Consider the following 21,785-nt stretch of genomic DNA (forward strand, 5'->3'; position numbering starts at 1 on the left):
GAAAGCCACCGCCCAGACACATCGCCATTCCCTCACAGCGCCAGCGGTGTAGAATCGGCCTATTCATCGCCAGTCATCCCCGGCGGGTTTATGAGCTCTGGTCGAGCACGCGGCGATCCCGTGGTGTCTTCGGCCCCATCCGTGCCAGTGGCAACCGGCCTAAGGCGCATAGGACAAGAGAAGCTCACTCCCCTTTTTGTGACCTGATTAAGCCGCCAGGAGTGCTTCATGCCTGATTATCGTTCCAAGACTTCCACCCAAGGCCGCAACATGGCTGGCGCCCGAGCCCTGTGGCGCGCCACCGGGATGAAGGACGAAGATTTCAAGAAACCGATCATCGCCATCGCCAACTCGTTCACCCAGTTCGTCCCGGGCCACGTGCACCTGAAGGACCTGGGCCAGCTGGTTGCCCGTGAGATCGAGCGCGCCGGTGGCGTGGCCAAGGAATTCAACACCATCGCGGTCGACGACGGCATCGCCATGGGCCACGACGGCATGCTGTATTCGCTGCCAAGCCGCGAGATCATCGCCGACGCCGTGGAGTACATGGTCAACGCCCACTGTGCCGACGCCATTGTCTGCATCTCCAACTGCGACAAGATCACCCCCGGCATGCTGATGGCCGCCCTGCGCCTGAACATCCCGGTGATCTTCGTCTCCGGCGGCCCGATGGAAGCCGGCAAGACCAAGCTGGCCAGCCACGGCCTGGACCTGGTCGACGCGATGGTCATCGCAGCTGACTCCACGGCCTCCGACGAGAAGGTTGCCGAATACGAGCGCAGCGCCTGCCCGACCTGCGGTTCGTGCTCTGGCATGTTCACCGCCAACTCGATGAACTGCCTGACCGAAGCCCTGGGCCTGGCCCTGCCGGGCAACGGCTCGACCCTGGCCACCCACTCCGACCGCGAGCAGCTGTTCCTCACTGCCGGCCGCACCATCGTCGAGCTGTGCAAGCGCTACTACGGCGAGAACGACGAGTCGGTCCTGCCACGTAGCATCGCCAACTTCAAGGCGTTCGAAAACGCCATGATGCTGGACATCGCCATGGGCGGTTCGACCAACACCATCCTGCACCTGCTGGCCGCGGCCCAGGAAGGCGAGGTGGCGTTCGACCTGCGGGACATCGACCGCTTGTCGCGCAAAGTGCCGCAGCTGTGCAAGGTGGCGCCGAACATCCAGAAGTACCACATGGAAGACGTGCACCGCGCCGGCGGCATCTTCAGCATCCTCGGCTCGCTGGCCCGTGGCGGCCTGCTGCACACCGACCTGCCAACCGTGCACAGCCGCAGCATGGAAGAAGCCATCGCCAAGTGGGACATCACCCAGACCGATGACGAAGCGGTGCACACCTTCTTCAAAGCCGGCCCGGCAGGCATCCCGACCCAAACCGCATTCAGCCAGTCGACCCGTTGGGAAACCCTCGACGACGACCGTGAAAACGGCTGCATCCGCAGCTTCGAACATGCCTACTCGCAAGAGGGTGGCCTGGCAGTGCTGTACGGCAATATCGCCCTCGACGGTTGCGTGGTGAAGACCGCCGGTGTCGACGAGTCGATCCATGTGTTCGAAGGCAGCGCGAAGATCTTCGAAAGCCAGGACAGCGCCGTGCGCGGCATCCTCGCCGACGAAGTGAAGGCCGGTGACATCGTCATCATCCGTTACGAAGGCCCGAAGGGCGGCCCGGGCATGCAAGAGATGCTCTACCCGACCTCGTACTTGAAATCCAAAGGTCTGGGCAAGGCCTGCGCCCTGCTCACCGACGGCCGCTTCTCGGGCGGTACCTCGGGCCTGTCGATCGGCCACGCCTCGCCGGAAGCCGCTGCAGGCGGCGCCATTGGCCTGGTGCGCGACGGCGACAAGGTGTTGATCGACATCCCCAACCGTTCGATCAACCTGCTGGTCAGCGACGAAGAGCTGGCCGAGCGCCGTGTCGAGCAGGACAAGAAAGGCTGGAAGCCCGCCGAAGTGCGCCCGCGTAAAGTGACCACCGCGCTCAAGGCCTACGCCCTGCTGGCGACCAGTGCCGACAAAGGTGCGGTGCGTAACAAAGCGATGCTCGACGGGCTGTAAGGCTCTGATGAGTGTATTGGGGCTGCTTTGCAGCCCATCGCCGGCAAGCCGGCGATGGGCCGCCGAGCGGCCCCAGCGCTTTCAACTATCTTCCCCACGCGAAGCGCATTGGCGCAACTGCGCCAGCAGCAAGGCCGCCGAGCGCTTCGGCTTTGCCGTCGAGGTCAGCATGAACTTCGCGTGAGGCAGTGCGGGCAGTGTCGTCACTTCCTGCAGGCCTGCGGCCAGTGCGCATGAGCGGGTGACCGGGGTTACCCCAAGCCCACCGCTTACGGCAGTCATCAGCCCCCCGGCACAGGGGCTCTGGCAAATGATCCGCCATTGTCGCCCTGCACGCGCCAACGCTTCGATGGCCGCCGCACGGTAGGGGCATTGATCGGAAAACACCGCCAAAGGTACAGGTAAGGTCGCATCATCGGTGCCCAGCGCCAGCGGCCCTCTCGCCCAGACCAACGGCTCGGACCAGAGCACCTCGCCACGCTCATCACTGCCGCAGCGGCTCCCCAGCACGATATCCAGCCCACCCGCGTGCATGAGTGCGAGCAACTCGCCGGTCAAGCCGACCTGCAGGGCAACCTCGGCATCGGGGTGCGCCACGGAAAACCGACGCAGGCAATCGATGATCGGGGCTTTGACCATCTCCTCGCTCAACCCCACGGACACCGTGCCGCAAACTTTGCGCTCCCCCTGTGCCGTATATCGCTAGGGAAATGCCATCGACGCTGACAGGAGTAGCCCCGTGGTTGAACGTGTTCTTTATGTGTGTGCATCGCCGAGAGGCGAACGCTCGGTTTCCGCTCAAATTGCCGAAGTGTTCCTGGCCGCGTTGGCCGAGCGCAAAACCGTGGAGGTTGACCGCCTGGACCCTTGGGAATGCGAGCTGCCTGAAGTGGATGGCGACCTGCTGGCGGCCAAGTACGCCGGGCTTACCGATGCCCCGCTTTCACCCGCGCAAAACGCCGCCTGGGCACAGATCAAAACCCTCGCCAAACGCTTCCACCGGGCAGATACAGTGGTGTTCAGCGTCCCGCTGTGGAATTTCGGCATCCCCTACAAACTCAAGCACTTGATCGACGCCATTTCGCACAAGGGCGTGTTGTTCACCTTCGATGAACAGGGGTTGAACGGCATGCTGGGTGGGCGCCGGGCGGTGGCCATCTACACCCGCGGGCTGGGTTATGGCCCCGACTCCCAGACGCCTGACCAGGCGTTCGGCCTGGAAAAACCCTTCCTCGATGCGTGGTTCCGCTTCGTCGGGATCAACCAGGTGCACAGCATCGTGGCCGAACAGACGCTTGGCGCAGAGGGTGCCAGCGTCCGCTCAAGCGCCATGCAAGCCGTGGCCATGCTGGCGCAGAACTTCGACCAACAACAAGCCAGAACGCTCATTGTCGGCCGAAGCGGCTGACCTGCACCGGGCTACTGGATCTGCTCTGGCGTGACGATCACCCAGTTCTTGTCGGCCGTCACCGGCAGCCCTTCCTTGGCCTGCGCGGCCGCGTGCTTGGCGATCATGCCGTTGAGCTGGTCCATGTACTTGGCCTTGCGGTTTATCCACAGGTGGATGCCCCCCTTGCCCACGTCCACCCCGTGGAACTGCATGTAGCCATCACTGGTGGGCGTATCGCCGCCCACCAGCACCGGCCGCTTCCACTCGTCGATGTAGGAGAGGATCGCCGCCTGCTTGCCCGCCATCCAGGTCGCCGGGGTCCACAGGTAAGGCGTCAATTCCAGGCCTTCGTTTGCCTTGGGGTCATAGCTGCCGGCGCTGATCTGCTTGCGCGCCGTGGTCAGCTGGCCGTTGCTGCGGTCCTTCAGTAGCAGGCTGACGCCAATCACGTTCTGCGGTTTGACGTTGTAGCCGTACTTGGGGTCAGACGCGACCATGCGCACCAGTTCTTCGGACGCGGCAGAAATGACGTACACCTCGATGCCGTTTTCCATCAGTTTGTTGAACAACTCGGCCTGGCCGGCAAAGACCTTGGGCGGCTGCACTTCGATGGCCTTGACCTGGTCACCCTCGAAATACGTGCTGGGCACGGGCTTGCCGGAAGCCATCAAGGCGTCGACATGGGCCTTCAGTTCCTTCAGGGTGAAGCCCGAGAACACCTGCGCCACCCAGGGGTAGCAGACCATGTCGTCGATTTCGCACAGGCGGTAGTAGTAACTGAACAGGCTTTCCTTGTGCTCGGCCGTGTCTTTGAAGGGGATCAGCTTCAACGAAGGGTCGAGCTTGTCGCGGGTCAGCAGCCCCTGGTTCTCCATGAACGGCAGCAGCGCCTCTTCAAGGTCGTAGCGGTAGCTGGTGTTGTCCATGTCGAACACCGCGTAATTACCTTTGTTGGCATTGGCGGCGATCATGCTGTCGAGCTGTTTGGCGGCCTCGGCAGGCCAATGCTTGAGTTCGGTGGCCCAGGTTTGGGCCCCGAACAGCAGGGACAGACCCAGGGCGAGGGCTTTCGGAGCGAACTTCATGTGCGAATCTCCTGAAATGACCCGGAAACGCTAGTCCAACCTACCGGCCCAGCAAGCCCTGACAACGACGTTGAAGCAGCTTGAAACGCCCTGTTCATTGCTATCCGCGACATTCCGTTATTCCATAAACGACTATGCACATTCCATTTGGGTATAAATTCGTTTGTTTTCAGGCTGTTAGCATTTCCGTTCGCAATCGCTCACAGAGGCGATGCCTCTTCTGTTTTTTGTTGGAGCTTCAATGAACCTGCCGCTGTCTCTCAACCTGCTGGCGTTCCTGGCCTTGCTGCTGGGCCTGGCACAAACCCGCCGCACCGACTGGAGCCTGGCCAAGAAGGTCTTGCTGGGCCTGGTGCTGGGCGTGGTGTTCGGCCTGGTCCTGCACACGATCTATGGCGCTGGCCACCCGGTATTGAAAGCCACCATCGCCTGGCTCGACCTGGTCGGCAACGGCTATGTCGGCTTGCTGCAGATGATCGTCATGCCGCTGATCTTCGCCTCGATCCTCAGCGCCGTGGCACGCTTGCACAATGCTTCCTCGCTTGGCCGCATCAGCGTGCTGAGCATCGGCACCTTGCTGCTCACCACTGCCATCGCCGCATTGATCGGCATCGTCTTGACCAACCTGTTCGGCCTGACCGCCGACGGCCTGGTGGCTGGCGTGCAGGAAAGCGCGCGGCTGCAAGCGATCCACAGCGACTACGCCGGCAAGGTCGCCGACCTCCACATCCCGCAACTGCTGCTGTCGTTCATCCCCAGCAACCCGGTAGGCGACCTGGCGCGGGCCAAGCCAACCTCGATCATCAGCGTGGTGATCTTCGCCGTGTTCGTCGGCCTGGCCGCCCTGCAACTGATCAAGGACGACGCCGAGAAAGGCGCGCGCGCCCTGTCGGCCATCGACACCCTGCAAGCCTGGGTCATGCGCCTGGTGCGCGTGGTGATGAAGCTCACCCCTTATGGTGTGCTGGCCCTGATGACCAAGGTGGTCGCCAGCTCCAACCTGGACGACATCCTCAAGCTGGGCAGCTTCGTCGTCGTTTCGTACATCGGCCTGGGGCTGATGTTCGTGGTGCATGCCGTCATCCTGGCGGCGACCGGCGTCAGCCCGCTGCGCTTCTTCCGCAAGGTGTGGCCAGTGCTGACCTTCGCCTTCACCAGCCGCTCCAGCGCCGCGAGCATCCCGCTGAACATCGAAGCGCAAACCCGTCGCCTGGGTGTGCCGCAGTCGATCGCCAGCTTCAGCGCCTCGTTCGGCACGACAATTGGTCAGAACGGTTGCGCCGGCCTGTACCCGGCGATGCTGGCCGTGATGGTTGCCCCGGCAGTGGGCATCGACACCTTCGACCCGCTGTGGATCGCGACCCTGGTCGCCATCGTCACCCTGAGCTCGGCTGGGGTAGCCGGAGTGGGCGGTGGCGCGACCTTCGCAGCCCTGATCGTGCTGCCGGCCATGGGCTTGCCGGTTGAACTGGTAGCACTGCTGATTTCGGTAGAGCCGTTGATCGACATGGGCCGCACGGCACTGAACGTGAATGGCTCGATGACGGCCGGGGTGGTGACCAGCCAGCTGTTGAAAGAGACTGACAAGGACGTATTAGCAGATGACCAGCATGCAACGCTGAGTCATAGCTGATACGCCAAGGCCGCCCCTGCACAGAAGACGCGGTCTTTTTGTAGGAGCGGCCTTGCGTCGCGATGGGGCGCGAGCGCCCCCCAACAATCTCAAACCTTGTCCCAGACATCGAAGTGATACGCCGGCCCAGCCCCTTCAGGCGCTTGCGGCTCACTGCTCACCCGGCGCCACTGCGCCTCATCGAACGCCGGGAACCACGCATCGCCGTCAGGCGACAGCTCGACCCGGGTCAGGTACATGCGGCTCACCAGCCCCTTCTCCAGCGCCTGCCCATACAGCTGCGCCCCGCCAATCAGCATCAGCTCATCGACGCCCTGCTCACGCGCCCACTGTTCGGCGCGCACCAGCGCAGCTTCCAGCGAGGCGAACACCTCGGCACCGGCCAGCGCCAGCCCCGGCTGGCGGCTGACCACGATATTCAGCCGCCCCGGCAAAGGCCGGCCCAGCGAGTCCCAGGTCTTGCGCCCCATGATGATCGGCTTGCCCAGGGTCGTGGCCTTGAAGTACTTGAAATCCCCCGGCAGGTGCCAGGGCATGGAATTGTCGATGCCGATCACGCGGTTCTCGGCGAGGGCCGCGATCAGGCTGAGGGGGAGTGTGCTAGTCATGCCAGCGAGGATAGCAAACCCGCCGTGGGTTATGCTTCTGCCCTGACCTGTGCAATGGAAGACCTTGTGACTGGACCGACGCCACTGGACAAACGCTGGCTCACCGAAGCAGTACGCCTGCGCGAGGAACATGCCGGCCCCCTGGAAGACCAGGAAGCCAACCGCCACGCCCGCCAGGCCGGCGGCGACCTGGCGACCCGTATTGAAACGCGCGCGCTGTTCCTGGCCGACCGCGACGGCATGACAGCCGCCCTGCGCCACTGGAAGCAGGGCGCGCGCCTGGCACTGCTGGCCCTGTTGATCATGGCCGCCTTCAGCGGCGCGGGCCTGGCCTTCGCGGCGCTGGGCGATGGCCAACGCCCGGTGAATGTGTTCTGGGCACTGGGCAGCCTGCTGGGGTTGAACCTGTTAATGCTGCTGGGCTGGGCGATCGGCTTCAGCCTGAGCGGCGAACACGGCGCTGGGTTGGGCCGGCTTTGGTTGTGGCTGAGCGAACGCTTTGCCCGCGATGCCAAGGCCGCGCACCTTGCGCCCGCGTTGCTGGTGCTGCTGCAGCGCCAGCGCCTGAATCGCTGGCTGCTTGGCGTGCTGGTGCACGGGCTGTGGCTGCTGGCGATGATGACCGCGTTGGCGATGCTCTTGGCGTTGCTGGCCACACGGCGCTATGGCTTTGTCTGGGAAACCACCTTGCTTGCCGCCGAGCCGTTCATCCACATGACCCAGGCGCTCGGCGCCCTGCCTTCGCTGCTGGGCTTTGCCGTGCCGGACGAAGCCATGATCCGCGCCAGCGGCGACACGCTGCCGGCCTTGGCCCTGGCCCGCCAGGCCTGGGCCAGCTGGTTGCTCGGTGTGGTGCTGGTCTATGGCCTGCTACCACGCCTGCTCTTGGCCGCACTATGCCTGTGGCGCTGGCGCCAAGGCCGCGCACGCCTGGCGCTGGACCTCAGCCTGCCAGGCTACGCGGCATTGCGCGAAAGCCTTATGCCGCGCAGCGAGCGCATCGGTGTGCAGGACGCCGCGCCCGACACCTTGCCCCACTTCGCTGCCGGGCAACTGGAAAGCGGCAGCAGCGGTGCCTTACTGGTCGGCCTGGAGCTGGATGACCAGCGCCCCTGGCCGCCCGCCCTGCCCAAAAGCGTGACCGATGCCGGCGTGCTCGATAGCCGTGAATCACGCAACCGGCTGCTCGAACAACTCAGCCGCTTCCCCCCAGCGCGCCTGGCTGTCGCCTGCGACCCTCGCCGCTCGCCCGATCGCGGCAGCCTGGCGCTGCTGGCCGAGCTGGCACGCAACGCCGGCGCCACCCGTATCTGGCTGCTGCAGGCGGCTCCAGGCCAGGCCCTGGACGCCGAGCGCCTGGGCGACTGGCACGAAGCGCTGGACCGCCTCGGCCTGCCCCACGCCGACACTTCGCCCTTGACCTGGTTGGAGCATGGCCATGACTGAGCCGCTTAAACTGGCCGTGGTCGGCCACACCAACGTCGGCAAGACTTCGCTGCTGCGCACCTTGACCCGCGACGTGAGCTTTGGCGAGGTGTCCCATCGCCCCAGCACCACCCGCCATGTGGAGGGCGCACGCCTGTCGGTGGACGGCGAGCCCCTGCTGGAGCTGTACGACACCCCAGGCCTGGAAGACGCCATTGCCCTGCTCGACTACCTCGAGCGGCTGGAGCGCCCGGGTGAGCGCCTGGACGGCCCGGCCCGGCTGGCACGCTTCCTCCAAGGCAGTGAGGCACGCCAACGCTTCGAGCAGGAGGCCAAGGTGCTGCGCCAGTTGCAGGCCAGCAATGCCGGCCTGTACGTGATCGACGCCCGCGAGCCGGTGCTGGCCAAGTACCGCGACGAACTGGAGGTGCTGGCCAGTTGCGGCAAGCCGCTGCTACCCGTGCTCAACTTCGTCGCCAGCAGCCAGCACCGCGAGCCCGAATGGCGTGAAGCCCTTGCCCGGCTTGGCCTTCACGCCTTGGTGCGGTTCGACAGCGTGGCCCCGCCGGAAGACGGCGAGCGCCGCCTGTACGAAAGCCTGGCCCTGCTGCTGGAAGACGCCCGCCCCGCCCTGCAACGGCTGATCGACGACCAGCAGGCGCAACGCCAAGCCCGCCATCAAAGCGGTAAACGCCTGATCGCCGAGCTGCTGCTCGACTGCGCCGCCTGCCGGCGCAGCGTGGTGGCCGAGCCCGCCGCCGAAGCCAAGGCCATCGAAGCGTTGCGCCAGGATGTTCGGCAACGCGAACAGCGCTGTGTCGAAGCGCTGCTCAAGCTGTATGCCTTCCGCCGCGAAGACGCCCATGCCAGTGATTTGCCGTTGCTGGACGGTCGTTGGGGCGATGACCTGTTCAACCCCGAGACCTTGAAGCTGCTGGGCGTACGCCTGGGCAGTGGCGTGGCGGCGGGCGCTGCGGCGGGGGCCGGGGTCGATCTGTTGGTCGGTGGCCTGACCCTGGGCGCGGCGGCCTTGGCCGGCGCAATTGCGGGCGGCGCGCTGCAGACGGCACGCAATTACGGGTCGCGGTTGATGGGCAAGCTCAAAGGGCAGCGTGAGCTGACGCTGGACGATACGGTGTTGCGGCTGTTGGCGTTGCGCCAGCAGCAGTTGATGGTGGCCCTGGATAATCGCGGGCATGCGGCGCAAGACAGCATTCGCTTGGGCGAGCTGGACGAGAAGGCCTGGCGCGAGGGCAAGTTGCCTGAGGCGTTGGTCAAGGCGCGGGCGCATCCGCAGTGGTCGACGCTCAACCCCGGGGCGCGGGTGAATCAGGCGGAGCGGCAGGAGCAGTTGGAGGCGTTGGTGTTGCAGATTTGAGTTTGTGTGGGGGCTGGTAGGTGTTCGCCTTTAGGGGGGCGGCGCCTGGGGGACCGAGCGCCGCCCGCGCGGCGCATCGCGAGCAACGCTCGCTCCTACGTTTGTTTCGGGCCAATTATTCCTGGGGCATTCGCGCGCGACCGCCTTGGCGCATGACGCGATATCGCGTCGAACAAACAAGTCGGTCGCGCGCGCCTGTCACAGGCGTTACTGGCCAAAAACAAACGTAGGAGCGAGCGTTGCTCGCGATGCGCCGCGCGGGCGGCGCTCGATCTGCCAGGCGCCACACCCCTCAAGGCATGCACCTCTCAACCACAAACCCAACCCCAGCCCAGCGCCCCTTCACTGCTGCGCCACCTTCTCCGACTTACCGTCATACCGCTTGCGCCACTCGGCCAGAATCTCGTCACGGTGCTTCGAGGCCCAGGCAAAGTCGTTCTTGATCAACCGCTGCTCATAATCAGCCGGCAACTCGGTCTGCGGCTTGGCGATACCCGGCGCGGCAAGCACCGCGAAGTTCTCCTTGTACAACGCCATCGCCGCAGGGCTGGCCGAAAAGTCTGCCAAACGCTTGGCCGCATCGGCCTTTGGCGTGCCTTCGATCACCGCCGTCGCCTCGATCTCCCAGCCCAGGCCCTCCTTGGGCAGCACGATGTCCAGCGGCGCGCCTTGGCGCTTGAGCTGCACAGCGGGGTATTCGAACGAGATACCGATCGGGAACTCGCCCGCCGCCGCCAGCTTGCACGGCTTGGAGCCGGAGTGAACGTACTGGCCGATGTTCTGGTGCAAAGCGTCCATGTAGGCCCAGCCCTGAGGCTCGCCAAAAGTCTGCAGCCAGGCGCTGACATCCAGGAAGCCCGTGCCGGACGAGGCCGGGTTGGGCATGACGATCTTGCCCTTGTACTCGGGCTTGGTCAGGTCTTGCCAGCTCACCGGCTTGCTCAGGCCCTGCTTCTCGGCCTCGATGGTGTTGAAGCAAATGGTCGCGGCCCAGACGTCCATGCCCACCCAAGCCGGTGGGTTGGCTGCGTCGCGGTAGTTCGCCGAGATTTTGCCCAGGTCCTTGGGCGCATAGGCTTCGAGCATGCCGTGCTGGTCAAGCACGGCCAGGCTGGAGGCCGCCAACCCCCACACCGCATCGGCTTGCGGGCGGTCTTTTTCAGCCAGCAGTTTGGCGGTAATGATGCCCGTGGAATCGCGCACCCACTTGATCTCGATGTCTGGGTTGGCCTTTTCGAAGGCCTGCTTGTAGGTCTTGAGCTGTTCGGCTTCCAGCGCGGTGTAAACCGTCAGCTGAGTGCCGGCGGCCGAAGCCTGCAGGCTGAACACGGCAGAAACGGCAGCAGCAAGTGCAAGGTGCTTGAACATGGTGGGGTTCCTTACAGGTCAGGCAGCCGCGGCGCGTTGGCGCCAGGCTTGGGAGCGGCGCAACAGGCCGCGTGAGGCTGCAGCCAGCAGCAATGAGGCGCTGGCGCTGGTCAGCAGAATCAGGGTCGACATGACGGCGGCACCGCCAACGTTGCCTGCATCGTCCATGTTCAGCACGGCAACGGCGGCGAGGATGGTGTCGGGGCTGTAGAGGAAGATCGCCGCCGACACGGTGGTCATCGCCGAGACGAACAGGTAGCGGATGATGTCCAGCAGCGCCGGTAGGCAGATCGGCACGGTTACCCGCAGGAAGTGCCGATACAGCGGCGCCTTGAGCGACAACGCAGCGGCCTCGAACTCGCCGTCGAGTTGGCGCAGTGCGGTGGTGGCGGTCATCTGCGCAGTCGTCAGGTAATGGGCAATGGTGCAGATGACCAACAAGCCCATGCTGCCGTACAGCACATGCAACGGGTTGCCGTTGAGGTTGAAGAAGAACACGTAGCCCAGGCCCAGCACGAGGCCCGGCACCGCCATGGGGATGAAGCTGAGCAGGCGCAGCGACTGGTTGAGCAGGCGTTGGCCCTGGGTCTTTTCCATCAGGTAGGCACCGCAGAAAATCACCACGCTGCCGATCAGCGCCGTGCCGATCGCCATGGTCACGCTATTGCGGTACGCCAGCCAGCCTCCGCCGGCGGTGTCCTCGAACAGGTAGTGCTTGAGCGACAGCGACAGGTTGTAGGGCCAGAAGGTGACCAGCGACGAATACACGGCCATGCCGATCACCAGCAACAGCACCGCGCAGACCACCAACACGACCGCCAGGAAGCAGGCATCGCGACGGCGCGAGGGCTTGGGCTCGAACACCTGCGCCCGCCCACTCATGGCCTCGCCCTGGCGGCGACGCAACCAGGCATCGACAGCAAAACTAAGCAGTGCCGGCACCAGCAAGACCATACCGATCAGGGCGCCGCGGCCAAATTGCTGCTGGCCAACCACGGCCTTGTAAGCTTCCAGGGCCAACACCTGATAATCCCCCCCGACCACAACCGGGACGCCGAAGTCAGTGATGGTCAGGGTAAACACCAGGCAGAAGGCGGCGAATACTGCCTGGCGCGTGGCGGGCCAGGTAATGCTGGAAAACGCCCGCCAAGGCCCAGCGCCCATGCTGGAGGCGGCGTCGAACAGGCGCGCATCGGCCAGCGACAGGGCCGACAGTAGAATCATCAATGCATGCGGGAAGGTGTAAATGGCTTCGCCGAGCACGATCCCCCAAAAGCCGTAGATGTTGTCGCTCAGCAGCCCGCGCAGCAGGCCCTGGTTACCGAACAGGTAGACCAGCGCGATCGCCGGCAGCATCGACGGCGCCAGCAGTGGCAGCAACGAGATGCCCCGCCACAGGCCCTTGGCCGGGATCAGCGTGCGTTGCAACGCATAGGCGAACAGGTAAGCCAGTGGGATGACGATGGCCGCGACGGTGAGTGCCACCGACAAGCTATTGCCGAGCAGCCAGTGGAAGTTCTCGCTGGCGAACAGCGCCCGGGCAGCCGCCAGGCCGCCGCCCTGGCCGGCGTCACCGCTGAAACCACGCCAGAAGATCGCCAGCAGCGGCATCAACACTGCCAGTACCAGCAGCATCAACAGCAACCACTTCCCACCGACGACGAACAGCCGGTCACCCAAGGCAACGCCGTGGCGCGAGGTGGCCTTGGCCGGGTTCAGCGGCAGGGACATTGGCGCGGCCATCTCAGGCAAACACCTGCAGGCTCTGCGGTGGCAGCGCCACCCAGATGTCCTGCGAGCCCAGCCGCGGCATGGCCTCGGGGGCCAGTTCGGCCAGCAGGGCATGGCCCGGCAAGGCTTTGAACTCGAAGCTCATGCGGCAGCGATTGCCGAGGAAGGTGATCTCGCGGACCTTGGCTGGAAACAGGTTTTCTTCATGCACCGGCGGGTTGACCGTGATCGCCTCGGGGCGGCAGAACAAGCGGCCGCTGCTGGCCCGCGCCGAGCCAGGCGACAAACGCATGCTCATGCCGCCGACCTGGGCCTGGCTGTCGCCGCTGCGCTGGAACGGCAGCCAGTTACCCTGGCCAACGAACTCGGCAACGAAGGGCGTGGCTGGCTGGTCGTAGATGGCCTGCGGCGTGGCGTACTGCTCGACCTGGCCGTTGTTCATCACGGCAATGCGGTCGGCCATCAGCATGGCCTCGTCCTGGTTGTGGGTAACCATCAAGGTGGTGATACCCAGCTGGCGTTGCAGCTGGCGCAGTTCGGTGCACAGGTGCTCGCGAACCCGCGCGTCCAGCGCCGACATCGGCTCGTCGAGCAACAGCAGCGAAGGCGCCGGCGCCAGCGCGCGGGCCAGGGCCACACGCTGCTGCTGGCCGCCGGAAAGCTGCCCGGGGTACTTTTTCTCGCTACCGGACAAGCCGACCAGCTGGAGCATTTCGACGACCCGCTGGCGGGCCTGTTCGCGGCCGCTGCCGGTCAGGCCATAGGCGATGTTGGCTTCGACGGTCAGGTTGGGGAACAGCGCGTAAGACTGGAACAGAATGCCGTAGTCGCGGGCCTGGGGTGGCAGCTCCGAGACGTCGCGCTCGCCGATGTACAGCTCACCGCGGTCCTGGCGTTCGAGGCCGGCGATGCAGCGCAACAGCGTGGTCTTGCCGCACCCGGACGGGCCGAGCAAGCACACCAGCTCGCCCGCGGCGATGTCCAGGGAGACATCGTTGAGCGCTGTAAAGGCGCCGAAGCGTTTGTGGATGTTGCGCACTTTCATCTGTGCGCCGGGGGTGGCGTTGTTCATGGCAAGGCCTCATCGAAGAGATGGGGCCATGCTAGGAAGGCTGTGCGACGGTTCTGTGGCTTTCAGGCAAAAGCGCGCGATAGTGGTATAGGCAGATTTTGTAGTGGCCTGTGCGGGCCTCTTCGCGGGGCAAGCCCGCTCCCACAGCGACCGCACAGTGCCCGAAGGCAGCGGGATACCTGTGGGAGCGGGCTTGCCCGCGAAGAAGCCAACACAGACCTAGAACTGTGAGCCGGCCACTTCTTGCGCAACCCCAAGAAACGCCGCTGGCAAACGCGCCTGGCGCCGCTCCTTCAGGCAATACAGGTACTCATGCATCACCGGTGCATCCTCCAGCGCCAGCACCCGTAATTCGGGGTTGTGCGGCACTTCATGGCGGGCAATCACACTGATGCCAATGTTGCGCAGGACCGCTTCGCGAATCGACTCACGGCTACCAATCTCCAGCAACGTGCCGGCCTTCACACCGGCCTCCTGCAGCATCTGCTCGGTCAGCTTGCGTGTGGTCGACCCCGGCTCGCGCATCAACAGGCAATGCCCGGCCACCACGTCAATCGACACCACCTGACGATGCGCCAAGGGATGGTTGCGGTGCACGGCCACCACCAACGGGTCGGTGCCCAATACCCGGCGCACCAACCGGGCATCCTCCACCAATTGCGACGAAGCGGCGATATCGACCCGGTAGTCCTCGAGCATTTCCAGCACCTGCTGCGAGTTGCCGATCTCCACTGCAACGTCGACCTGGGGCAGGCGCTCGCGGAAGACCTTCACCAGATCGAGGATGTAGTAAGGCGCGGTGGCCGCAATGCGCAGGCTGCCCTGGGCCTGGCCACTGTTGCGCAGTTCGAACTCGATGTCGGCCTCCTGCTGCAGCAGCGCCTTGACCCTCGGCAGCAGGCGCACGCCCTCCTCGCTCAACACCAGGCGCCGCCCGCCACGGTAGAACAGCTCTACTGCGTACTGGCTTTCCAGGTTGCGGATCTGCGTGGTCACGGTGGGTTGGCTGAGCCCGAGCTTCTTCGCCGCCAGGGTGATGCTGCCCAGGCGGGCCACCATGTAGAAGGCTTTGAGCTCGGAACTCAGCATGCACGTCCTCTATTTGCGCAAAAGGCGCAAGCCGTTGAACACCACCAGCAGACTCACGCCCATGTCGGCGAACACCGCCATCCACATGGTCGCCATGCCGGCAAAGGTGATCGCCAGGAATATCGCCTTGATGCCCAGGGCCAGAATGATGTTCTGCCTGAGAATCGCCGCACTTTGGCGCGACAGCCTGACGAAGGCCGGGATTTTGCGCAAGTCGTCGTCCATCAACGCCACGTCGGCCGTCTCGATGGCCGTGTCGGTGCCCGCGGCCGCCATGGCAAAGCCGATCTCGGCACGGGCAAGGGCCGGTGCATCGTTGATACCGTCGCCAACCATGCCCACCCGATGGCCTTGGGCATACAGGGCCTCGATGGTCTTCAGCTTGTCGGCCGGCAGCAGGTTGCCTTCGGCGCGATCGATGCCGACCTGGGCGGCGATGGCCTCAGCGGTATGGGGATTGTCGCCGGTAAGCATGACCGTCTTGATACCCAGTTCATGCAATTCGGCAATCGCCTGGCGGCTGCTCTGCTTGAGCGTGTCGGCCACGGCGAACAGGGCCAGCGGGCCACTGCGGTCGAGCAGCAGGACCACGGTTTTGCCTTGACGCTCCAGCGCATCCAGTTGCGCCTCCAACTCAGGCGAGCACAGGCCCAGTTCCTCGACCAGGCGGTGATTGCCCAGGTGGTAAAGCTCACCCTCGATCACCCCTCGCACACCGCGACCGGCCAATGCGGCGAAGTCGTCGACCGCGCTCAAAGCCAAACCTTGCGCCTTGCCGAATTGGGCGATGGCACGTGAGACCGGGTGGTCCGAGCGCTCGGCCAAGCTGGCAGCCAACGCCTGTGCCCGGCCTTCGAACAGGGGGTCCAACACCTTCGCATCCGTTTGCACCGGCTTGCAGTGGGTCAGGGTGCCGGTCTTGTCGAGGGCGAGGAAGTCCAGCTTGCGCCCGCCTTCCAGGTACACCCCACCCTTGATCAGGATGCCCTTTCGCGCGGCTGCAGCCAGGCCACTGACGATGGTCACCGGGGTTGAAATGACCAAGGCGCACGGGCAGGCCACCACCAACAGCACCAAGGCGCGGTAGACCCAGTCGAACCAGGCGCCTGCCATGAACAGCGGCGGGATGACCGCCACCGCCAAGGCCACGGCGAACACCACGGGTGTGTAGATGCGCGAGAACCGGTCGACAAAACGCTGGGTCGGCGCCCGGGCACCTTGGGCCTCTTCGACGGCCTTGATGATGCGCGCCAGCGTCGATTGCCCAGCGCCGGCAGTGACGCGAAACTCCAGCGCACCGGCCTGGTTGATGGTGCCGGCGAACAGCTTGTCGCCCACGGCTTTTTCCACTGGCAGGCTTTCACCGGTGATCGGCGCCTGATCGACGCTGGATTGGCCACTGGTCACTTCGCCATCCAGGCCGATGCGCTCGCCTGGCCGTACCCGCACCAAGGCACCGATGGCCACCTCGCGCACTTCCACTTCACGCCACTGGCCATCGGCTTGCAGCACTGTCGCCCTGTCAGGGGTGAGCTGCATCAGGCCGCTGATGGCATTGCGAGCACGGTCCAGGGAGCGCGCTTCGATCAGTTCGGCGACCGTGAACAGCACCATCACCATAGCCGCTTCCGGCCACTGGCCGATCAGCACAGCGCCAGTCACGGCAATGCTCATCAGCGCGTTGATGTTGAGGTTGCGGTTTTTCAGGGCAATCCAGCCCTTCTTGTAGGTGCCCAGGCCGCAACCCAGGATCGCCGCCAAGGCCAGCGCCGCCACCAGCCATTCAGGTGCAAGCCCGGTGAAATGCACAATTTCGGCAGCGATGGCCGCGATACCGGATAACGCCAGCGGCCACCAGCGGGTCTTGCTGGGCGGGGCAGCGTTCGCGGCGGCGTCGTCCCCTTCGATGAGGGGCTCGGCCTTCATGCCCAGGCTGTCGATGGCCCGCTCGATCTCGGCGGTACCGGCCAGCGTGTGGCGCACCCCGAGCACGCGGTTGATCAGGTTGAATTCCAACTGCTCGATGCCCGCCAGCTTGCCCAGCTTGTCCTGGATCAGCGTTTGCTCGGTGGGGCAGTCCATGGCCTCGATACGGAAGCGGCTGAGCTGTGCGTCGCCGCTGGCTTTTTCGCTCAACTGCACCAACGCCGGGGCGGCCGCGCTGCCGCAGCAGCTGTGGGCGTGGTGGTCATGCTTGTGGTGGGGGCTGGCAGGCTGGTTCATTGGGTCATCCTTAAAGTGAGCCTGTTGCCAAGTGAACACCCTGTAGCCACTATAGGGTCAAGCCATCCGCTAGAGATTTCGCGATGAAGATTGGAGAACTGGCAAAAGCCACCGATTGCGCCGTGGAGACCATCCGCTATTACGAGCGCGAGCAACTGTTGCCGGAGCCGGCGCGCAGCGACGGCAACTACCGGCTCTACACCCAGGCCCACGTCGAGCGGCTGACCTTCATCCGCAACTGCCGGACCCTGGACATGACCCTGGACGAAATCCGCAGCCTGCTACGCCTGCGCGACAGCCCCGAAGGGTCGTGCGGCAGCGTCAATGCGTTGATCGACGAGCATATCGTCCATGTACAGGCGCGTATCGATGGCTTGGTGGCGTTGCAGGAGCAGTTGGTGGAGCTGCGACAGAGGTGCAGCGCGCCGGGGAGTGAATGCGCGATCTTGCAGCAACTGGAGGTGAACGGGGCGGTATCGGTGCCAGAAGGTGAGCATTCGCATGTAGGACGAAGCCACGGACATTGAACTTGGTGGGTTGCTGCGCCTACTCCAGCCACAGCAACGCCGAACCCTGTGGGAGCAACTTGTTTGGCCTCATCGCTGGCAAGCCAGCTCCCACAGGTGCGGCGCTAGAATTGGAGGCTACACAGTTCGGGTGGGAGCAACTGTCTTGTTCAAATTTCTGAGGGCATTCCATCCTCTGGGAAATCAGCCAGCCCTTTGGACCGCGTTGTCGAGCAGAGAACAAAATTTCCAGGCCGAAGGCGGTGTTCTGCAGCACGCTCATGTGCGGCATCAGGGCGAAGGACTGGAACACCATGCCCATTTCCTTGCGGCGCACATCGAGCAGGGCTTTATCGGACAGGCCGGTGATTTCGCGGCCGTTGAGGTGAATGCTGCCGGCGGTGGGTTCGATCAGGCGGTTGAACAGCCGCACCATGGTCGACTTGCCCGAGCCCGACAGGCCCATGATGACGAAGATCTCGCCAGCACCTCCGGCAGTCAGCTTGCCATTCACCGCTCTCACTCCTGATTCTAATACCCCCTCAAGACACAAGCCGGCTTGCCGGCGATGGGCTGCAAAGCAGCCCCAGCAATCTTAAGGATCACACCGCCATCGGCGCCGTCATCGGCGCATGATGCTCATACCCTTCCAGGCTGAAATCACTCGGCTCGATCTTCTCCAGCCACTCCGGCTCATACTTGCCGGTGTCGGCAAACGCCGGCACGCGATCGCTGATCACCAGCTTCGGCGCCTCGAGCGGTTCGCGCTTGAGCTGCTCGTTGAGCATGTCCAGGTGGTTTTCGTACACATGGGCATCGCCAATGAAATACGTGAACCAGCGCGGGGTGTAGCCGGTCAGGCGGCCGAACAGCGACAGCAAGGCCGCGCCCTCGGTGAGGTTGAACGGCGTGCCCAAGCCCAGGTCGTTGGAGCGAATGTACAGGGTCAGGGAAATTTCCCGAGTCTCGGCATTCGGGTGGAACTGGTACAGCAGGTGGCACGGCGGCAGGGCCATTTCATCCAGCTGGGCGCAGTTCCAGCCATGGAACAGGATGCGCCGGCTGCCCGGGTCATTGGCGATAGTGTCCAGGCACTGGCGTACCTGGTCGATGGCCTTGTACAGGATGACAAAGGCCTGGCCGTCGTCCTCGTCCTGGGCAATCTTGCGGAAGCCCTGTTTTTCGGCCATCTCAATGGCCGCCGGGTTGCTCAGCGGGATGCGTTTGTAGCCCGGCCATTGGCGCCACTGAACGCCGTAGATCTCGCCCAGGTCGTCATGCCCCTGGCGGAACGGGTTGGCCAGCCATTGGGCGTTTTCGTTGGCGTTCTGGTCCCAGACCTTGCAGCCCAGCTCACGGAATTCACCCGCGTTTTTCACGCCCCGCAGAAAACCGACCATCTCGCCGATGGCCGACTTGAAGGCCAGCTTGCGCGTGGTGATGGCCGGAAAGCCCTTCTGCAGGTCGAAACGCAGCATGGCGCCCGGCAGGCTGATGGTGCGGATGCCGGTACGGTTTTCCTGAAGGGTGCCGTTTTCGATGACGTCACGGACCAGGTCCAGATACTGTTTCATGGCTTACCTGTAGCAAGAACGGCAGAGGGATCACCCCTGCCGTTGGGAGTCAGATGGCGGGTTTCGCCGTAGGTTTGCGATTATAAGCCCACCAGATCAATCCGAGGCCGGCCAGAATCATCGGGATGCAGAGTATCTGACCCATGGTCAGCCAACCCCAGGCAATGTAGCCCAACTGGGCATCCGGCACGCGGACGAACTCGACGATGAAGCGGAAGATCCCGTAGAACAGCGCGAACATGCCGGATACCGCCATGGTCGGGCGTGGCTTGCGCGAGTACAGCCACAGGATCAGGAACAGCGCCACGCCTTCCAGGGCGAACTGATACAGCTGCGAGGGGTGGCGCGGCAGCTGGGCGGGGTCGCTGAACGGTGGGAACACCATCGCCCACGGCACGTCGGTCGCCTTGCCCCACAGCTCGGCATTGATGAAGTTGCCGATACGCCCGGCACCCAGGCCGATCGGCACCATTGGCGCGACGAAGTCCATCAGCTCGAAGAACGACTTGTTGTTGCGCTTGCCGAACCATACCGCCGCCAACATCACGCCGATGAAGCCGCCGTGGAACGACATGCCGCCCTTCCACACCTCGAAAATCAGCGTCGGGTTGGCCAGGTAGGCGTGCAGGTCGTAAAACAGCACGTAACCCAAGCGGCCCCCGACGATCACCCCCATCGATAGCCAGAACACCAGGTCGGACAGCTTTTCACGGGACCAGGTGGGGTCGAAGCGGTTCAGGCGACGCGAGGCGAGCAGCCAGGCGCCGCCGATGCCGACCAGGTACATCAGGCCGTACCAGTGGATTTTCAGCGGCCCGAGGGCCACGGCCACGGGGTCTATCTGCGGGTAAGGCAGCATGGATATTCCTCTAGTTTCAAATCAGCGAGCTAAATCAAAAAGCTGAGGCCGACGCAGAACAGCAGCGCGGCGAACAGACGCTTGAGCAGGCGTGGCGACAGTTTGTGCGCCAGGCGCGCGCCGAAGCGGGCGAAAAACATGCTGGTCACGGCAATGCCGACCAGCGCAGGCAGGTACACGTAGCCCAGGCTGTGGGCTGGCAAGTGTTCTTCGTGCCAGCCAAGCCACATGAAGCTCAGGGCACTGGCCACGGCAATCGGCAGGCCACAGGCCGAGGACGTTGCCACCGCCTGCTGCATGGGCAGGCTGCGCCAGGTCAGGAACGGCACGGTCAGCGAGCCGCCACCAATACCGAAAATCGCCGAAGCCCAGCCAATCACCCCACCTGCTGCGGTCAACGCGGGCTTGCCAGGGATGCCACGGCTGGCCTTGGGCTTAAGGTCCAGGGCCATTTGCGCGGCGATGATCAGGGCGAACACACCGATGATCTTCTGCAGCAGCGGGCCCTGGATCAACGAGGCGGTCTTGGCGCCGATACCAGCGCCAATGAGGATGCCCAGGGTCATCCAGGCGAAGATCGGCCACTGCACCGCACCCCGGCGATGGTGTTCGAGCACCGCGTTGATCGAGGTGAAGATGATGGTTGCCAACGACGTGCCGACAGCCAGGTGGGTCAATACAGAGGGGTCGAAGCCCTGCAAGGTGAAGCTGAACACCAGCACCGGCACGATGATGATGCCACCGCCCACGCCGAACAGCCCGGCCAGCACGCCGGCACATGCACCTAACAGCAGATAGAGTACGAACTCCATTCGTTGCCCCTGAGAAAATCAATCCGGCATGGTAACGGAAGCCGGCCCTGAGGCTCTAGTGAACTTCGTGACAGGATGGATCAGCACCGCCGCAGTGGGTAGAGTGGCAAAAAACACAGAGGCCCAACCGATGTGCCTGATCGTATTCGCCTGGCGGCCGGGGCATGCCCTGCCGCTGATCGTGGCGGCCAACCGCGACGAGTTCTATGCCCGACCCACGCAGGCCCTGACCGCCTGGGAGGATGCCCCTGGCGTCTATGCCGGGCGTGACCTGGAGGCTGGCGGTACCTGGCTTGGCGTGGGGCCGCAGGGGCGCTTTGCCGCGCTAACCAACATTCGCGACCCTGGGCAAGCCTTGGGCGTGCGCTCGCGCGGGGAGTTGGTGGCGGGGTTTCTGCAGGGTGAGCTTGGCGTGGAAGCCTATCTTGACCAAGTCGCCAGCCGCAGCAGCCAGTATTCGGGGTTCAACTTGCTGGTGGGCGATGGGGCGCAATTAGGCTTTCTGCACGCCCGAGACGCCGCGCCGCGGTTGCTGGGGCCTGGGGTTTATGGGTTATCCAATGCAGGGTTGGATACGCCGTGGCCGAAGCTGGTCAAGGCGCGTAGCGGGCTGGAGGGGTCGCTTGAGTCAGCAGACCCGCAGCGCTTGCTGGCGTTGCTGGCCGATGGTGAGCCGGCAGCCGAGAGTGAGTTGCCAGAAACGGGCGTGGGGTTGGCGACCGAGAAGCTGCTGTCGAGTGTGTTTATTGCCAGCCAGAATTATGGGACGCGGGCGAGTACTGTGCTGATCGTGGATGATCAGGGGAGAAGACGGCTGGTTGAGCGCAGTTTCGGGCCGTTTGGGGGGCATTTGGGGGAAGTTGAGATTATGGCTTGAGGGCCAGGGGCTGCTTTGCAGCCCTTCGCAGCACAAGGCTGCTCCTACAGGGGATCGCGTTACCTTGTAGGAGCAGCCTTGTGCT

The 21,785-nt window shown here is 64.2% G+C and carries 18 protein-coding genes and 1 pseudogene; 7 read left to right on the forward strand and 12 right to left on the reverse strand.

What is annotated here, in order from left to right:
• Positions 1-228: 228 nt before the first annotated feature.
• A complete protein-coding gene (ilvD, locus tag ACMCNM_RS26460) occupies positions 229-2,070 on the forward strand; it encodes a dihydroxy-acid dehydratase (protein WP_085272229.1) in 1,842 nt (613 codons plus the stop codon).
• An 81-nt stretch (positions 2,071-2,151) separates the two neighbouring features.
• On the opposite strand, the gene ACMCNM_RS26465 is transcribed toward ilvD, so the two are convergent.
• Positions 2,152-2,733: a LysR substrate-binding domain-containing protein gene (locus ACMCNM_RS26465; protein ID WP_412765701.1), complete on the reverse strand. Its 582-nt coding sequence runs from the start codon at positions 2,731-2,733 to the stop codon at positions 2,152-2,154.
• 76 nt (positions 2,734-2,809) lie between these two features.
• Here ACMCNM_RS26465 and ACMCNM_RS26470 point away from each other — a divergent pair, with 76 nt between their 5' ends.
• The gene (locus ACMCNM_RS26470; protein ID WP_412765702.1) at positions 2,810-3,478 is read left to right on the forward strand and encodes an FMN-dependent NADH-azoreductase; all 669 of its coding nucleotides are present in this window, start codon (positions 2,810-2,812) and stop codon (positions 3,476-3,478) included.
• 11 nt (positions 3,479-3,489) lie between these two features.
• Here ACMCNM_RS26470 and ACMCNM_RS26475 read toward each other — a convergent pair whose 3' ends face one another.
• A complete protein-coding gene (locus ACMCNM_RS26475) occupies positions 3,490-4,545 on the reverse strand; it encodes a haloacid dehalogenase-like hydrolase (RefSeq protein ID WP_412765703.1) in 1,056 nt (351 codons plus the stop codon).
• Between the two features lie 241 nt (positions 4,546-4,786).
• Here ACMCNM_RS26475 and ACMCNM_RS26480 point away from each other — a divergent pair, with 241 nt between their 5' ends.
• Complete coding sequence (locus ACMCNM_RS26480) at positions 4,787-6,178, forward strand: L-cystine transporter (RefSeq protein ID WP_412765704.1); 1,392 nt, start codon at positions 4,787-4,789, stop codon at positions 6,176-6,178.
• Positions 6,179-6,267: 89 nt separating this feature from the next.
• On the opposite strand, the gene ACMCNM_RS26485 is transcribed toward ACMCNM_RS26480, so the two are convergent.
• On the reverse strand, positions 6,268-6,786 hold the full coding sequence (locus ACMCNM_RS26485; RefSeq protein ID WP_412765705.1) for a dihydrofolate reductase: 519 nt from the start codon (positions 6,784-6,786) through the stop codon (positions 6,268-6,270).
• A gap of 54 nt (positions 6,787-6,840) precedes the next feature.
• Here ACMCNM_RS26485 and ACMCNM_RS26490 point away from each other — a divergent pair, with 54 nt between their 5' ends.
• Positions 6,841-8,232 carry a DUF2868 domain-containing protein gene (locus ACMCNM_RS26490; RefSeq protein ID WP_412765706.1) on the forward strand — a complete coding sequence of 464 codons (1,392 nt, stop codon included), beginning with the start codon at positions 6,841-6,843 and terminating at the stop codon, positions 8,230-8,232.
• On the forward strand, positions 8,225-9,589 hold the full coding sequence (locus ACMCNM_RS26495) for a GTPase/DUF3482 domain-containing protein (protein WP_412765707.1): 1,365 nt from the start codon (positions 8,225-8,227) through the stop codon (positions 9,587-9,589). The genes ACMCNM_RS26490 and ACMCNM_RS26495 overlap by 8 nt, the downstream gene beginning before the upstream one ends.
• Positions 9,590-9,931: 342 nt before the next feature.
• On the opposite strand, the gene ACMCNM_RS26500 is transcribed toward ACMCNM_RS26495, so the two are convergent.
• The 5 genes from ACMCNM_RS26500 to ACMCNM_RS26520 all read right to left on the reverse strand — a co-directional run bounded on the left by ACMCNM_RS26500 (position 9,932) and on the right by ACMCNM_RS26520 (position 17,072).
• Positions 9,932-10,957: a putative 2-aminoethylphosphonate ABC transporter substrate-binding protein gene (locus tag ACMCNM_RS26500; protein ID WP_412765708.1), complete on the reverse strand. Its 1,026-nt coding sequence runs from the start codon at positions 10,955-10,957 to the stop codon at positions 9,932-9,934.
• 18 nt (positions 10,958-10,975) lie between these two features.
• Positions 10,976-12,700: a putative 2-aminoethylphosphonate ABC transporter permease subunit gene (locus ACMCNM_RS26505; protein ID WP_412765709.1), complete on the reverse strand. Its 1,725-nt coding sequence runs from the start codon at positions 12,698-12,700 to the stop codon at positions 10,976-10,978.
• Position 12,701: 1 nt separating this feature from the next.
• Entirely contained in the window at positions 12,702-13,760 is a 1,059-nt protein-coding gene (locus ACMCNM_RS26510; protein WP_186682851.1) for a putative 2-aminoethylphosphonate ABC transporter ATP-binding protein, read from the reverse strand.
• Between the two features lie 219 nt (positions 13,761-13,979).
• Complete coding sequence (locus tag ACMCNM_RS26515) at positions 13,980-14,849, reverse strand: LysR family transcriptional regulator (protein WP_027592300.1); 870 nt, start codon at positions 14,847-14,849, stop codon at positions 13,980-13,982.
• A 9-nt stretch (positions 14,850-14,858) separates the two neighbouring features.
• On the reverse strand, positions 14,859-17,072 hold the full coding sequence (locus tag ACMCNM_RS26520; RefSeq protein WP_412765710.1) for a heavy metal translocating P-type ATPase: 2,214 nt from the start codon (positions 17,070-17,072) through the stop codon (positions 14,859-14,861).
• 83 nt (positions 17,073-17,155) lie between these two features.
• On the opposite strand from ACMCNM_RS26520, the gene cadR reads away from it, so the two are divergent.
• Positions 17,156-17,599 carry a cadmium resistance transcriptional regulator CadR gene (gene cadR / locus ACMCNM_RS26525; protein ID WP_099455646.1) on the forward strand — a complete coding sequence of 148 codons (444 nt, stop codon included), beginning with the start codon at positions 17,156-17,158 and terminating at the stop codon, positions 17,597-17,599.
• Positions 17,600-17,804: 205 nt separating this feature from the next.
• Here cadR and ACMCNM_RS26530 read toward each other — a convergent pair.
• The 4 genes and pseudogenes from ACMCNM_RS26530 to ACMCNM_RS26545 form a co-directional block, all read right to left on the reverse strand.
• Positions 17,805-18,062, reverse strand: a pseudogene (locus tag ACMCNM_RS26530) (ATP-binding cassette domain-containing protein); the annotation flags it as partial.
• 118 nt (positions 18,063-18,180) lie between these two features.
• Positions 18,181-19,152 carry a thymidylate synthase gene (locus tag ACMCNM_RS26535; RefSeq protein WP_412765711.1) on the reverse strand — a complete coding sequence of 324 codons (972 nt, stop codon included), beginning with the start codon at positions 19,150-19,152 and terminating at the stop codon, positions 18,181-18,183.
• Between the two features lie 49 nt (positions 19,153-19,201).
• Positions 19,202-20,011 carry a prolipoprotein diacylglyceryl transferase gene (gene lgt, locus ACMCNM_RS26540; protein WP_027592296.1) on the reverse strand — a complete coding sequence of 270 codons (810 nt, stop codon included), beginning with the start codon at positions 20,009-20,011 and terminating at the stop codon, positions 19,202-19,204.
• Positions 20,012-20,040: 29 nt separating this feature from the next.
• Positions 20,041-20,823: a sulfite exporter TauE/SafE family protein gene (locus tag ACMCNM_RS26545; protein WP_027592295.1), complete on the reverse strand. Its 783-nt coding sequence runs from the start codon at positions 20,821-20,823 to the stop codon at positions 20,041-20,043.
• A 130-nt stretch (positions 20,824-20,953) separates the two neighbouring features.
• Between ACMCNM_RS26545 and ACMCNM_RS26550 the strand changes: the two genes are divergently transcribed.
• Positions 20,954-21,700 carry an NRDE family protein gene (locus ACMCNM_RS26550; protein ID WP_412765712.1) on the forward strand — a complete coding sequence of 249 codons (747 nt, stop codon included), beginning with the start codon at positions 20,954-20,956 and terminating at the stop codon, positions 21,698-21,700.
• Positions 21,701-21,785 lie beyond the last annotated feature (85 nt).

Origin of the sequence: Pseudomonas sp. NGC7, from assembly GCF_047159675.1 — a bacterium.
Taxonomy (GTDB): Bacteria; Pseudomonadota; Gammaproteobacteria; order Pseudomonadales; family Pseudomonadaceae; genus Aquipseudomonas; species Aquipseudomonas kermanshahensis.